Here is a 13,818-nt window from a genome sequence, read left to right as displayed (position 1 = left end):
TTCTGAGCAAGCAAATATAACTATATTATTGCAATATCGATCTTTGTTACGCACAATGATTATTTAGTGCCACTAATTATAAATACTAACCAATAGGTAAACTTATGATTAAAATTATTCCCATGGTCGCTTTTGCATTGCTAGCATCCTCTTGTGCAAGCCTTGGGCAAAACGTGCAAACATCTAAGAATAACCAATCAGTTAAAGAGACTCCTGCTTATGCAAATATTGGCGATGGCTTGGTCACACTTGAGAGTGATTATTCGGTTAAAGAGACCGCCGATAGATTCGAATCTATCATCAAAGAAAAAGGCTTAACGCTATTTACCAGAATCGATCACCAAAAAAATGCTGAAGGCGTAAATTTAGAGTTAAGACCGACGGAAGCCATCCTCTTCGGTAATCCGAAAGCTGGCACTAAACTGATGCAGTGCGCTCAAAATGTGGCGATTGATTTACCGCAAAAAGTACTCATTAGCGAAGGCGCAGATAAAAAGGTATATCTTTCATACAATAGTCCTGACTATCTTAAAGCACGCCATAATATTCAAGGTTGCGACAAAGTCATCAGTGACGTCTCAACGCTTCTTGGTAAGCTAAGTACTGCTGCGACCTCAAATTAATCTATGCTAGGCATAGTGCTAGATAAAAACTCTCAGCTCTATTTGATTTTTTACGCAGCAGCTATTAACAGTCAGCTCTATATAAAGTGAGAAGTTATACATATAGAGCTGATTGCATATATTTTGGATCACTACTTATTTTCTTATTGAAGTCAATTTATTCACGATTGATGATTTAGACTCGTTGATTATTCTGCAAAATAGCTTGACTTGACTTAACATGTCTATATTATTGGACATATGGAAATAACTAACGCTACTGCCAGCTTTGCTGCCCTCTCTCAAGACACTCGACTAAAGGCATTTATGCTGCTGGTCAGTCATGAGCCTAACGGTCTGCCTGCTGGTGAAATCGCCCGTCAGCTTGATGTCCCGCATAATACAATGTCTGCTCATTTAGCCGTTCTTGCACGAGCAGGATGGGTGGTCTCACAACGCCAAAGCCGACAGATTATCTATCGCGCCTCTCTCTCGCATATGGAAGCTGTCGTTCAGTTTTTATTAAAAGACTGCTGTGCCGGACACCCAGAGCTGTGTGGCTCACTTTTAGAAAGTTTGAGTGATTGTGACACTAGCGTACCTAATATAGTCGATCCACTATAAAAAAAACACGGCGCTACTGGGGTAGGTTTTGCGCCGCCTCTGTCTACGTAGGCACAGCAAGCAAGGAAAAGTTATCCCAGTAGCGCCTAATAATATTTGTACTTATTTTATTTAGGACTGACTATAAGCTTAATAACTAAACGATTATTCTGCTTAAAAATACAAACACTTCTAACATTATAAAAGGTTGTTATGACACCTATCATTTTTCACAATCCCAACTGCGGCACCTCTCGCAATACCTTAGCAATAATGAAGGCGTCAGGTGAACAGCCTAACGTCATTGAGTATCTTAAAACACCACCTACTCGCGCCTATCTGCTTGAGCTATTAGCTTTGATGCAACTATTACCACGCGAACTGCTACGCCAGAAGGAAAATATTTATAAAGAGCTTGGTTTGGATAACCTAGCGTTATCAGATGAGCAGCTTATTGATGCCATGCTGGCGCATCCTATTTTGATGAATCGTCCTATTGTGGTCACTGATAAAGGCGCAGCTTTATGTCGACCTTCAGAACAGATATTTGAATTATTAAACCATCCAGTGAGTAGCTTTACCAAAGAAGATGGCGAAACTATCTACAACTCTGTAGATAATTTCATAACCGAAACTCATAACTATGATGATTTACCGAATATTGATGCAGCAGAACTACACCCGATTGATATTGATGCTCTAATTGCTACTAATGATCCACGTCATCCACCAAAAATATTAGTGCTATATGGCTCTTTGCGTGAACGCTCATTTTCTAAACTGGCAGCGGAAGAAGCAAGTCGGGTATTGCGCTGGTATGGTTGCGAGGTACGTACCTTTGATCCATCAGGATTGCCGTTACCTGATAGTACCGATGCCGATCATCCAAAAGTGCAAGAATTGCGCGAGCTGGCAGCATGGTCAGAAGGCATGCTCTGGGTCAGTCCTGAACGCCACGGCAGTATCACCAGTATTATGAAAGCGCAGATTGATTGGATACCGCTGTCATTAGGCGGCGTGCGTCCTACTCAAGGTAAAACGCTTGCCGTAATGCAAGTTAGCGGCGGGAGTCAGAGCTTTAATACCGTCAATCAGCTACGTATTCTTGGCCGCTGGATGCGCATGATTACCATACCCAATCAGTCCTCTATTCCGAAAGCGTTTTTGGAATTTAACGACGATAACCGCATGCAACAGTCGCCTTTATATCAGCGTATCGTCGATGTGTGTGAGGAATTGGTGAAGTTTACTTGGCTCACACGTGGACGCTCTACTTATCTGACCGATCGTTATTCTGAACGCGTAGAAAGCCGTGATGAGCTATCAAAGCGTGTCAATCAAAAATCGTTATAGTCAGTTCAAAATAAAAAAGTGTAGTTTATAGCAAGTTGCTACTGGTATGATTTTTTTGCTTGCTGTTCGCAAGCGTGACAGAGGCTGCAAAAAATCCATGCCAGCATCACTGTATTTTTCTTAAATTAAATCGACTATATAACGTCAATTTGCCATAACATCAGATGTTTTTAACGTCATTGTTTTATTAAGGCAGTTTTATGCTCGCGTTAGCGATTTTTATCGTCACTTTGGTCTTAGTCATATGGCAGCCAAAAGGCTTGGGTATCGGCTGGAGTGCGATGGGTGGCGCATTAGTCGCGCTACTCTTTGGAGTGGTGCAACTATCAGATGTTGGTATCGTCTGGAATATTGTCTGGGATGCGACTTTTACCTTTGTGGCGCTCATTATCATCTCACTGATATTAGATGAGGCTGGTTTTTTTGGCTGGGCAGCCTTGCATGTAGCAAGATTGGGTAATGGTCAGGGACGTTTGCTGTTCCCTATGATTGTCATTCTAGGGGCGTTTATTTCGGCTTTTTTTGCTAATGATGGGGCGGCATTATTGCTCACCCCTATCGTGATCGCTATCTTGCTGCGCCTTGATTTTGCCCCTAAATCCGCCTTTGCCTTTATTATTGCTACCGGCTTTATTGCCGATACGGCAAGTCTGCCTCTCGTGACTTCTAACCTAGTCAACATCGTTAGTGCCAATTATTTCGATATTGGTTTTGGTCGCTATGCGGCAGTCATGGTGCCCGTAAATATAGTGTCTGTTATTGCAACGTTACTGGTGTTATGGATAGTCTACGCGCGCCATATTCCAAAACACTATGCAATTGATAATCTTAGTTCACCGCAGTCTGCTATCAAAGATCCTTTGGTTTTTCGAGCGGCTTTTCCGCTATTAACCTTATTGCTTATTGCTTATTTTGCCACCGAATTACTCGGTATCGCGATCTCATTGGTGACTGGTATCGCGGCACTAGTGCTGATGGCAATCGCAGGTCGCTGGTGGCAAGGTGGTCGTGGTACAAAGTTTTCTGTGACCAATGTCCTGCGCAAAGCCCCATGGCAAATCGTCTTATTTTCAATCGGTATGTATTTGGTCGTTTATGGTTTGGGCAATGCTGGTCTCACCGCCTATGGCGCGAAGATACTTAACTGGTTAGGGCGACAAGGTAATGTCATTGCTACGTTAGGGACTGGCTTTCTCTCTGCTATTGTCGCTTCAGTCATGAACAATATGCCATCGACACTTATCGGCGCACTTGCTATTGATAGCGCTCAAGTACCCGTGGCAACGCGTGAGCTAATGATTTACGCCAATGTTATAGGTAACGATTTGGGTCCTAAATTCACCCCCATTGGTAGCTTAGCAACTTTGCTATGGCTACATGTACTGGCAGAGAAAAATTATAAAATCAGCTGGGGCCAGTATATGAAGATTGGCTTATTAATCACTCCTCCCGTATTGCTAGTCACACTTTTAGCCTTGGTATTTTGGTTGCCAATGCTAAGTAGCTAAGTAGCTAAGTAGCTAAGTAGCTAAGTACTGATAATAAGCTCAACATAAAATACGTACGATTGTCACAACATTTACCACAACATTCTGCTGCTATAAATTTTTCTCGCTTGTTGTGCACTTTGCCAGACAGATACTTCTAATAAAAGTTTCGCAAAATTCATACCAGCAATGATGCATTCTTTTTTTAGTGAATAAACTATAGATAATAACTAGCTGGGTTACCGAACATTTAAGTATGGTTTTATTTGCCCTATTTTGAACAATTTCTGCTTTGAATGATGAAATGATAAACGGTGGTTCTGTATTTATTCGCTCATAAAAACACTCATAGGTATTGTGTGTTATCACCAGTCACGTCACACTCGTACACTCATACTGATTTCTGCTAAAATCATCTAATGGCGTTAGCAATAGCTAATAATAAGTATAGATAAAAAGGACTGAACATGCGATTGGCATCACTTATTCAAAAAATACATGAGCGCACTCCCAAACTTGGCAAAGCCGTTTCACTGGCGACTGCAACTGGCGTCATTGCTGGCAATAGTTTTGGTGGTAGCATCCCCATGTGGTTAATGGGCGCGACCAAAATGGTTACCGGCGCGCCTGTTGCTGATAAGATCGTGATTAAAATCGCCAATCACTGGATCAATAGTAACAACGCCCTGATTGACAACATTTTGCCACAAAAAGACTGGCGTATTAGCTTACCTGATGACACGCATATAAACGGTAAATACTTACTCGTGAGCAACCATCAATCGTGGGTCGACACCAGTATCGTTCAATATATTAGTGAAAAGCGCTTACCGTTAACGCGCTTTTTTACTAAGTTTGAATTGATATATATCCCTATCGTTGGTCAGACCTTTTATTTTTTAGATTTCCCAATGATGCGCCGGCATTCTAAAGAAGCCATTGCTAAAAACCCGTCATTAAAAGGCAAAGATATCATAGAAGCAAAACGTGCCTGCGCGCTGCTTAAAGACAAGCCTTTTACGCTGCTTAGTTATCTAGAAGGGACGCGCTTTACCCCCACTAAACGTGACAAGCAGCATTCGCCCTACACGCATTTACTTAAGCCACGGGCCGGCGGTTTGTCTCTTGCTATCAACGCATTGGGCGCAGACATAGATGGCATCTTGGATATGACCATCGTTTATCCTGATGGCGTACCGACTTATAGTGACTTATGGAAAGGTAATATTAAGCGCTTAGGTGTGGATGTACGGCATATTGACATGCCTGATGCGCTATTTTCCAGTATTCAAAATGGTGGTTACGAAAATGATGAGGCGACCAAAGCGCAAATGTTCGACTGGATAGAGCAAATATGGCGACAAAAAGATCAGCGTATTGCTGATATGCTTGCTGAATTTGAAACTGAAGCTGTTGATAAATAGGCTTAGTTGACCCTCTGTTTTCTAAGCTAATGTTTGTGGATCTGACATCAGATATCACCTTTCTCGTAATATCAGAATGAGTATGTTTTATTCGATTTGGCAATGCCTATAAAACATCATACTCAGTGATATCTGAAGACGTTCTCGTCCAGCTTGGATAGCCGTAAGCAATAGTGCTAGGACTCAAATTTAGATAGCTTGAAGATAACTCTCTAAATCTGGTACTGCTGCCATGCCAATACCAAAATGGCAGCGGCCAGCAGCCAACCTACCACACCTAATAATAATGCTTTATACAAGCCAATATGGCTAAAAGTGAAAAACACCAAAAGCGTATAAATGAAATGCGGTATGACGCCAAGCATACTGAAAACCAGCGCTACTTTTAAATCTGCGGTACTACGCTGTGTACCGACTAAGAAATGACTGATTAGAGTAAAGGTTGGAAATAGTGGTGCAAGCGCCGCCAAATAAAAAAATCGGGTTTGGGCAAATAGTTGAATGACTAATACCATCAACGCGCCAATGAGCATTTTTAGCCAAATCATGGTCAGTTAATTTCCTTTCATACCTTTAATAATAGTAATAGTAATAGTAATAGCTATTATTATGCACGTTACCCTCTAGCGCACTAAAATAACTGGTGAGAGCGTACTGGCAATAATCTCGGTTGTTGTACTACCTAAAAATAGCTGCTGCCATTTAGAACGTCCATAAGCACCAATCACGATGATATCGATATTATTGTCTGCTTGAAAGGTCAATAATCCATCAACGGCATCTGTCTCAGGTAAGTGATGCGCCTTAATCATAAAACCTGCAGACATGAGCTCCGCAACTGCTGCCGCTAAGCTTTGTTTAGACAATTCATCATGATGACCGACCATCACGATATGACCTTGCAACCCTTTGAGTAAATAACTTCTAGCAACCATTTGTGTAGCGGTAATGGCTATTTTACTGGCATCAAAGGCAATCATATACGAGGTAGGCGTGGTAAATGCTTCTGAACAAATTAGGATAGGTATGCTGGACGCGCGCGCAACCGTTTCGATTTGGCTGCCAATATTGATTCGACTGCCTTTATGATCTTCTCCACGCCGTCCCATTACGATGGCGCGATTTTGGGTGTGAAAATGTTCAATAGCAGGTAATAGCTTGCCATGACGTTGATAGGTACCGACGTCTACATCGAAGTGACTTTCAATATAGCTTTTTGCGTCTTGGACCAAGGCGGTGCTATAACTGTTAACCACTTTGGCTCTTTGTTCATCTAACTGGGTTAATTCTTCTAATAAAACCTGGCGACTATTGATACCTATCGCCCCTGACAAATCCCGTCTTGTCGACGCTGGTACGTCGATCACATTTAATAAGGCAACCGGTAAGCCCAAGCGACTGGCATACCATGCGGCATAATCACACACGGATTCTGTCACTGCCGAACCATCAATACAAGCTAGAATATGCTGTTGTGTTGTCATTATTTTATCCTTAGTATTTTTTATTATTGAATGGGTAAGCTTATCAATGAGTGCCTAAGCTATTAGTGGCATCCGATTTGTCATGAACGCCGAATTTTTCTACCAGCGCTTGACTGGCTTCATTCAGACCGAGGAGCTCAACTTCAGTACCTTCACGGCGAAACTTGATAATAATCTTGTCAATAGCTGCGACTGCCGTCACGTCCCAAAAGCGCGCGTCAGAGGCCTCAATAACTACTTTAGCGACTCTCTCTTTAATATCAAAGGATTCTATCAGGCGCTCTGCAGATGTTAAAAACACTTATCCTTTTACCTGATAATAGCGCGTTTGTACTGATTCATCTAGCTGTGTCTCAATACTCATATAACGCTCAATCTTATTGGCAAAGAATAATGCTGATAACAGCGCCCCAATTGTTCGGCGCTGTCGTAGCTTGTGGTCTCGGTTGCGCTGAAGGTGCACGATTGTCACAGGAGCTCGGTAGTTGGCAAGTAATCAGTTGGGCTTTAGTGTTGTCTCTACCTATTATGTTACCGCTGATGTGGTTAACCTGGCCGAAATCTTTGGAAGAAGTAAGTTTTGCTGCTTGGGCAAGCTTAATTTATATTGCTGTATTTAGTATGTTTATCGGATTTCTGTTCTGTTATCGTGGTTTGGCTTTAGGCGGTATTGCCGCCGTCGGCCAACTGCAACTGATGCAACCTTTCATGGGTTTAATGCTGGCGGCATTGTTGCTGCATGAGATGGTTAGTATTGGCATGTTGATCAGCACATTAGGAGCAGTCGTTTGCGTGGTAGGTGCGAAAAAGTTTTCTGTATAAATAGAGATTATTTCAACTTCCAGCATTCTGCGATTAATAGCGGCAACCTTAACAATACAGAGTTACTAAGCGATATATTCAATTGCTATTATTGAGTTCATATATAGCTGTTTAAAAACGGTTATTATCAGCTGACGAACGCATTTTTCATACTTCTTAAGCGGAATATGTGCTTGATGTTAGCTGTGTCGTTATCTACACTGATCAAAACATGAAGGATGGGCTACCTGATAGTTTAACCGCTGGCAAATCGATTGAAGGTTATACTAAGTTTTATAAGGTGCCGATTGCTGTTCCAACTCTTAAACAACAATCTACCGTATAAACGTTATTAAACGAGATCGTCTTCAGTCCCGACTTTTAACAACCTTGGTCACAAAATGGTCAACGTTTGGTCACTGAGCACTTGGTCACCGATTTTTAGAAAGTAGACTTTTCCCACATGAATTTATTTTAGATATGATAATAAATAGTAAGCTGCTTCTAATGAGAAAGTAGAGATGAAATATAAAAACCATAAAAATCAAATAGTTATATAAATCAATAGACACAAAAAAACCTCAAACAATCTAATGTTTGAGGCGAAACTTGCTTAAACTCGAGAGTTTAAATTCGTTTTAAATATGGCGCAGCGGACGGGACTCGAACCCGCGACCCCCGGCGTGACAGGCCGGTATTCTAACCAACTGAACTACCGCTGCTTAGGTCGTTTTTAGCGTTTTGCCCTTATAAATAGAGCCCACTTCGCTAAAAGAGTGGTGGGTGATGACGGATTCGAACCGCCGACATTCTGCGTGTAAGGCAGACGCTCTACCAACTGAGCTAATCACCCTGAGAAGCGTTAAAAACTTGCAATGCAATTTTAGCTTCGCAAGAGAAAATTCTTTAAATAAAATTTTCTAAAGCTTTATTAACTAAAGATGTCACTCTTTAATTAATAATCGAAATCTCTTACTGAGAATTCTAACAACTCAAAGCTCTTTAAAGCCCCTTGCTGTGGGTGTGTATTATATAGATTTACACATGGCTGTCAAATAGTATTTTCCTTTTTATAGGCTATTTTTTAAATTATTACTCATTATTCTGACAAGCAGTTGTTTTAATTGATTTTATATTTTTATCAGCCATACTAAATATTGACTATTTATACACTGACGGCTACCAATGTCGCTTCTACATCAGTTTTTATGGCATCAGGTTTGGTTGTTGGTGCATAGCGGTCGATTACCTGCCCTTTACTATCGATTAAAAACTTGGTGAAATTCCATTTAATACCATCTGTGAGCAGCCCGCCCTTTTGCTTCTTTAGCCATTCAAAAATCGGATGGGCGTCTTTACCATTAACATCAACCTTTGCCATCATCGGAAAGCTAACGCCATAATTTTTTTGACAAAACGCACCAATCTCATCATTACTACCGGGATCTTGGCTGCCGAATTGATTACAAGGAAAACCGATGACTACTAACCCTTGATCTTTATATTGCTGATACATCGCCTCTAAACCTTCAAATTGCGGGGTAAATCCACATTTGCTTGCGGTGTTGACGATCAATAGTACCTTACCTTCATAATCAGAGAATGGTTGCGAGGTAGCGTCCATACGCTCAGCGTTAAAGTCGTAAATAGTGCTCATTATTTATCCTTAAATAAATTTATTATTGGTATATTCTATTTAGAATCGCACAGTATTTTTAATTAATTTAATGAGTAACAGGGGAACATTATACGATCCCCTATTATTTTCTAACTTTATCTTAACGACAAACTCGCTATTTTTTAAGCTATTCTTCAGTTTTATCTAAATCAATAGACACTGAGTTGATGCAATAGCGCATGCCAGTCGTCTCACGTGGACCATCAGGGAACACATGACCTAAATGCGCACCGCAGTTGCTACAAGTGACTTCCGTACGGCGCATACCCAATGAGTCATCGACATGTTCATCGATAGCACTACTATCGATACCTTGATCGAAACTTGGCCAGCCGCAACTAGCATCAAACTTGCTGCTTGAATCGAATAATTTTGCGCCACAACCTTTACAGTTATATATCCCTTTATCATTGATATCGTTATAAACACCAGTATGTGGACGCTCTGTGCCCTTCTCGCGCATCACATGATACTCGTCAGCACTCAGGCGCTCTTTCCAATCAGCTTCTGTCAATTGGCTGATTTCTTCTTTGCTCAGTTGATTGTCTTGCATAACCTATCCTTATTGAATGATTTATTGTCTAATCTACTGTGAGTCATTTTCTATCGATGCTTTATCGTCTTATTTTTATAAAAACGATAGGCTTTATCTGTTGGTTGGTGCTTTATTATTCAAGACATTCATTACAAGAATGCCAACCATATCAATTGATAGCATAAAGATTTAAAACAGTAGAGATAGGTGAAATATAACAAATTATCTTGAATCATCCATGAGTAAAGATGTAATTTTAAGAAACATCAACTTTAATGCAAGATAATCTTGCATTAACGATTATTATAGATTAAGAAAAAACTTGCATTAAAATTAGTTATGCAATAATATCTTGCATTAGTTATAAATTAAAAACTTATCACTTTGATATTTTTTCTTTAATACGCTATTTATTACAAACTCATTGCATAAAAAAGGCTTACATGATGATAGCTGATGATAAAAGCAAGGATACACAAGCTGAACGACTGGTACAGCTACGCCGTGACAAAGGGATGACTGCCGAGCAATTAGCACAAGCGATGACTGCCGCTGGCGCAAAGGTCAGTCGCGGCGCTATCTCTAATTGGGAACGTGGAACGAATGGTATTGTGTCATCCAAGTTACCCACACTAGCGCGTATTTTAGGCTGTAGCGAAGGCTATCTATTGCGTGGTGAGCTTCAAAGTGACATCAATAACGATGTAGATTCAAGCGATCTTATGCAGTCTGACAATACCAATGAAGACGTTGCCTCAGGCGAGAAAAATAGCGGCGACAGTCAACATCAACAAACAATCTCCTCTACTCCCCGCACAAATTCATCAAACAATCTTATGAGTGGTCACTCTATGAATGCCATAAAAAAATCCGATAAATTACAAAACGTCTGCTACGACATTCGTGGTCCTCTCTTACAAACTGCCAATAAAATGGAAGCTGAAGGCAAACGCATCCTCAAGCTTAATATTGGCAACCCTGCCCCTTTTGGCTTAGAAGCGCCGCATGAGATTTTGCGTGATGTGGCGATGAATCTGCCAGAAGCAACGGGCTACTCAGATTCGCAAGGGATTTTTTCAGCGCGTAAAGCCGTCCTGCAATACTACCAATCAAAGGGACTTCTATCCGCGGTTGATGTCCGTGATGTGTATCTAGGTAACGGGGTTTCTGAGCTCATTGTCATGACCATGCAGGCGCTGATGAACGATGGCGATGAAGTGCTGGTCCCAATGCCAGACTACCCGCTTTGGACGGCAGCTGCCAATCTAGCAGGCGGTACAGCGGTACATTATCGTTGTAATGAAGAAGATAACTGGCATCCTGATATTGAAGACATCAAATCCAAAATCACTAGCAAAACTAAAGGCATTGTGGTTATTAACCCCAATAATCCAACCGGCTCACTTTATAGTGATGAAGTGCTACTGCAAATCATCGAGGTCGCAAAAGAGCATAATTTAATTATTATGGCCGATGAGATTTATGACCGTATTCTTTATGATGATATGGAACATACGCCGATGAGTACCTTGACCGATGAAGTGCTGGTCTTGTCATATAATGGTCTGTCAAAGTCGCATCGCATCGCAGGCTTTCGCGCAGGTTGGATGATGGTTTCAGGTCGCAAAGAACATGCCACTGACTTTATCGAAGGTTTGGATATGCTCGCCTCTATGCGTCTGTGCTCTAACGTCCAAGGGCAATATGCGATTCAGACAGCCATGGGCGGCTATCAAAGTATGAAGGATTTAACCTCTACAAAAGGTCGTTTATACAAGCAGCGCGAGTTGGCAGTTACCCGCCTTAATGCGATTAAAGGTATTTCTTGCACCATGCCACAAGGCGCGTTTTACTGCTTTCCAAAGATGGATCCTGAGATTTACCCTATCGAAAATGACATGCAGTTTATGATGGATTTATTGTTGGAAGAAAACGTATTGATGGTACAAGGAACAGGGTTTAACTGGGACAAACATGACCATTTCCGCTTGGTGTTTTTACCCAACTTACACGACTTAGAAGACGCCATGGATCGCTTAGACCGCTTCTTTGCTAAAAAGCGTAAGCAATTTGGTACCGATTGATTTAACTTTTACATACATTACTGTCTATAAAAAACGCTTACCGATATGATATCGATAAGCGTTTTTTATATCTGACGTTTTTATAAGCAACTGAAACTTAAAATACTATAAGTTTTAGTTTTAAAAGATGTTTATCAACACGATATAACTGATTGCAGACATCGCAGCGGCCGCAGGAAGGGTAATAATCCATGCTAAACCGATAGGCTTCATCAGCGCCCAGTTGGTATCTCTATTCACAATACCAATGCCAAGTACTGCTCCTACTAACGTATGCGTACTCGATACTGGCAGACCCATGGTTGAAGCGCCCATGACCACAGCAGCAGCAGCCAATTCAGCTGAGAAACCAGAAGCTGGATGCATTTTTGCTAAGTTCGTACCGACAGTTTGAATCACTTCTTTACCGATGAACCAAAGACCAACGATAAGAGCAACACCAAAAGTTAGCATCACTGCTGGAGGTACTGCGGCTTCTGTGGCAATGCTATTGGTACGGATAACATCCATAATCGCTGCAAAAGGACCAACAGCATTGGCAATATCGTTTGAGCCATGACTAAAGGCAAAAGCTGACGCGGTAAATACTTGCATCCAGCTAAACATAATAAACGTGGCTTTGGTCAAGTCTTCTTTATGCTTGCCACGGATACTTTTGGTATAAATAAAGGTCGCAAGCCACACTAGTGCCGATATCATCCCCATGATTAAAAAGCCTTGCAGCGTCGTCATACCATTATTGACGTTCTTCAGACCTTTAAAAATGACCAAAGAGGCCATGACCGCGCCGCCTGCAGCCGCAATAATAGGTACCCATTTTTTAAGTGCTTTTAGGGTATCAAGGTTGCTGCGCTCGTTCTCAATCTCATAAAGCTCTTTGTAATAATCGGTCTCTAAATCTTCAACGACGCAATCATCATCTTTATAAATTTCTTGATCACGTAACATCGCTGAAGTATAAGCCAGTTGTTCTGATTCTGTCAGACCGTCCAAATACTCTTTATGATTGTGTTTTAGAGTCTTTTTATTATCTTTTAGAGTCGCAATATGCGCCTCTGTTTTATCATTATACTCAATGATATTTTTCTTAATCTGCCCATATAAAAGATAAGAAAATATGCCGCCTAGTAGCGGTGATATCACCCAAGAGATAGCGATAGTGCCAATCGTGCCCCAATTCACTGTAGATAACGCCATTTCAGTACCACCTAAGGTGATACCCAATACAATGGAGCTACCAACCACGCCGCCGATAATGGCATGAGTGGTCGAAACCGGCAGGCCTTTTTTAGTGGCAAACAACAGCCAAAATGCGGCAGCAATCAAAGCTGAAAGCATGACATAAATGAACTGGTTGGGTGTTACCGATAGACCATCTAAATCGACAATGCCGCTGCGAATGGTGTCGGTCACTTCACCGCCTGCCAGCACGGCGCCCGACACTTCAAATATCGCTGCTATACCGAGCGCTTGAGGGATCGTTAACGTCCCTGCACCCACTGAGGTACCAAAGGAATTGGCGACATCATTACCACCAATATTGAATGCCATAAAGACACCAAAAGCAGTGGCGACAATAAATAGCGTCGTCTGCTGATGCATGGTGTAATCTAGACCCCACCACAAAAAGTAGCTGGTCATCGCAATAAGTAAAATGCCAAAAAATAGATTAATTCTCATAGAACCGACTGCTTTAGTTGATCCTGTAGAGCTGCTGCTAATACCCATACGTCGATACGTCCTGCGTAAGCTGATTGAAATTATATG

12 protein-coding genes, 2 tRNA genes and 2 pseudogenes are annotated in these 13,818 nt (G+C 41.4%); 8 read left to right on the top strand and 8 right to left on the bottom strand.

The annotated features are described in order from the left end of the window. The first annotated feature begins 104 nt into the window (after positions 1-104). From DABAL43B_RS04080 to DABAL43B_RS04060, 6 genes and pseudogenes are all read left to right on the top strand, one after another. Positions 105-623 carry a DUF302 domain-containing protein gene (locus DABAL43B_RS04080; RefSeq protein WP_079691185.1) on the top strand — a complete coding sequence of 173 codons (519 nt, stop codon included), beginning with the start codon at positions 105-107 and terminating at the stop codon, positions 621-623. Between the two features lie 240 nt (positions 624-863). Then, the gene (locus DABAL43B_RS04075) at positions 864-1,226 is read left to right on the top strand and encodes an ArsR/SmtB family transcription factor (RefSeq protein ID WP_079691184.1); all 363 of its coding nucleotides are present in this window, start codon (positions 864-866) and stop codon (positions 1,224-1,226) included. A gap of 192 nt (positions 1,227-1,418) precedes the next feature. Further along, positions 1,419-1,751: pseudogene (gene arsC, locus DABAL43B_RS14365) on the top strand (arsenate reductase (glutaredoxin)); the annotation flags it as partial. Between the two features lie 78 nt (positions 1,752-1,829). Beyond that, the gene (gene arsH / locus DABAL43B_RS14360) at positions 1,830-2,558 is read left to right on the top strand and encodes an arsenical resistance protein ArsH (RefSeq protein WP_227516767.1); all 729 of its coding nucleotides are present in this window, start codon (positions 1,830-1,832) and stop codon (positions 2,556-2,558) included. A gap of 200 nt (positions 2,559-2,758) precedes the next feature. Then, a complete protein-coding gene (locus tag DABAL43B_RS04065) occupies positions 2,759-4,066 on the top strand; it encodes an arsenic transporter (RefSeq protein ID WP_079691182.1) in 1,308 nt (435 codons plus the stop codon). A 446-nt stretch (positions 4,067-4,512) separates the two neighbouring features. Next, complete coding sequence (locus DABAL43B_RS04060) at positions 4,513-5,469, top strand: acyltransferase (RefSeq protein ID WP_079691181.1); 957 nt, start codon at positions 4,513-4,515, stop codon at positions 5,467-5,469. Between the two features lie 212 nt (positions 5,470-5,681). Here DABAL43B_RS04060 and DABAL43B_RS04055 read toward each other — a convergent pair whose 3' ends face one another. The 3 genes and pseudogenes from DABAL43B_RS04055 to DABAL43B_RS04045 all read right to left on the bottom strand — a co-directional run. Next, a complete protein-coding gene (locus tag DABAL43B_RS04055) occupies positions 5,682-6,017 on the bottom strand; it encodes a GlpM family protein (RefSeq protein ID WP_079691180.1) in 336 nt (111 codons plus the stop codon). A gap of 75 nt (positions 6,018-6,092) precedes the next feature. After that, complete coding sequence (locus DABAL43B_RS04050) at positions 6,093-6,953, bottom strand: universal stress protein (RefSeq protein ID WP_079691179.1); 861 nt, start codon at positions 6,951-6,953, stop codon at positions 6,093-6,095. Between the two features lie 43 nt (positions 6,954-6,996). Then, positions 6,997-7,392: pseudogene (locus DABAL43B_RS04045) on the bottom strand (STAS domain-containing protein); the annotation flags it as partial. Between DABAL43B_RS04045 and DABAL43B_RS04040 the strand changes: the two are divergent. Next, positions 7,347-7,775, top strand: coding sequence for an EamA family transporter (locus DABAL43B_RS04040; protein WP_145952490.1), 429 nt, complete (start codon positions 7,347-7,349; stop codon positions 7,773-7,775). The pseudogene DABAL43B_RS04045 and the gene DABAL43B_RS04040 overlap by 46 nt on opposite strands. Before the next feature lie 624 nt (positions 7,776-8,399). On the opposite strand, the gene DABAL43B_RS04035 is transcribed toward DABAL43B_RS04040, so the two are convergent. The 4 genes from DABAL43B_RS04035 to msrB form a co-directional block, all read right to left on the bottom strand. After that, positions 8,400-8,476: transfer RNA gene (locus tag DABAL43B_RS04035), tRNA-Asp, on the bottom strand. Between the two features lie 55 nt (positions 8,477-8,531). Continuing rightward, positions 8,532-8,607 (bottom strand) — tRNA-Val (locus tag DABAL43B_RS04030). 312 nt (positions 8,608-8,919) lie between these two features. Further along, positions 8,920-9,411 (bottom strand): glutathione peroxidase, encoded by a 492-nt coding sequence (locus DABAL43B_RS04025; protein WP_079691176.1) that lies wholly within the window; start codon positions 9,409-9,411, stop codon positions 8,920-8,922. 148 nt (positions 9,412-9,559) lie between these two features. Next, the gene (msrB, locus tag DABAL43B_RS04020; protein ID WP_079691175.1) at positions 9,560-9,985 is read right to left on the bottom strand and encodes a peptide-methionine (R)-S-oxide reductase MsrB; all 426 of its coding nucleotides are present in this window, start codon (positions 9,983-9,985) and stop codon (positions 9,560-9,562) included. 428 nt (positions 9,986-10,413) lie between these two features. On the opposite strand from msrB, the gene DABAL43B_RS04015 reads away from it, so the two are divergent. Further along, a complete protein-coding gene (locus tag DABAL43B_RS04015) occupies positions 10,414-12,051 on the top strand; it encodes an aminotransferase class I/II-fold pyridoxal phosphate-dependent enzyme (RefSeq protein WP_079691174.1) in 1,638 nt (545 codons plus the stop codon). 120 nt (positions 12,052-12,171) lie between these two features. Here DABAL43B_RS04015 and DABAL43B_RS04010 read toward each other — a convergent pair whose 3' ends face one another. Beyond that, positions 12,172-13,779, bottom strand: coding sequence for an inorganic phosphate transporter (locus DABAL43B_RS04010; RefSeq protein ID WP_079691173.1), 1,608 nt, complete (start codon positions 13,777-13,779; stop codon positions 12,172-12,174). Positions 13,780-13,818: the final 39 nt, after the last annotated feature.

It is taken from the genome of Psychrobacter sp. DAB_AL43B, assembly GCF_900168255.1.
Classification (GTDB): domain Bacteria; phylum Pseudomonadota; class Gammaproteobacteria; order Pseudomonadales; family Moraxellaceae; genus Psychrobacter.
Note: the sequence above shows the minus strand (reverse complement) of the source record. Positions and strands in the feature narration are given on the sequence as shown.

Excerpts from the sequence above, each read along its gene's own strand:
- DABAL43B_RS04080 (WP_079691185.1), top strand. The coding sequence starts at position 105 with ATGATTAAAATTATTCCCATGGTCGCTTTTGCATTGCTAGCATCCTCT.
- DABAL43B_RS04075 (WP_079691184.1), top strand. The coding sequence starts at position 864 with ATGGAAATAACTAACGCTACTGCCAGCTTTGCTGCCCTCTCTCAAGAC.
- DABAL43B_RS04065 (WP_079691182.1), top strand. The coding sequence starts at position 2,759 with ATGCTCGCGTTAGCGATTTTTATCGTCACTTTGGTCTTAGTCATATGG.
- DABAL43B_RS04060 (WP_079691181.1), top strand. The coding sequence starts at position 4,513 with ATGCGATTGGCATCACTTATTCAAAAAATACATGAGCGCACTCCCAAA.
- DABAL43B_RS04055 (WP_079691180.1), bottom strand. The coding sequence starts at position 6,017 with ATGATTTGGCTAAAAATGCTCATTGGCGCGTTGATGGTATTAGTCATT.
- DABAL43B_RS04050 (WP_079691179.1), bottom strand. The coding sequence starts at position 6,953 with ATGACAACACAACAGCATATTCTAGCTTGTATTGATGGTTCGGCAGTG.
- DABAL43B_RS04040 (WP_145952490.1), top strand. The coding sequence starts at position 7,347 with ATGCTGATAACAGCGCCCCAATTGTTCGGCGCTGTCGTAGCTTGTGGT.
- DABAL43B_RS04025 (WP_079691176.1), bottom strand. The coding sequence starts at position 9,411 with ATGAGCACTATTTACGACTTTAACGCTGAGCGTATGGACGCTACCTCG.
- msrB (WP_079691175.1), bottom strand. The coding sequence starts at position 9,985 with ATGCAAGACAATCAACTGAGCAAAGAAGAAATCAGCCAATTGACAGAA.
- DABAL43B_RS04015 (WP_079691174.1), top strand. The coding sequence starts at position 10,414 with ATGATAGCTGATGATAAAAGCAAGGATACACAAGCTGAACGACTGGTA.
- DABAL43B_RS04010 (WP_079691173.1), bottom strand. The coding sequence starts at position 13,779 with ATGGGTATTAGCAGCAGCTCTACAGGATCAACTAAAGCAGTCGGTTCT.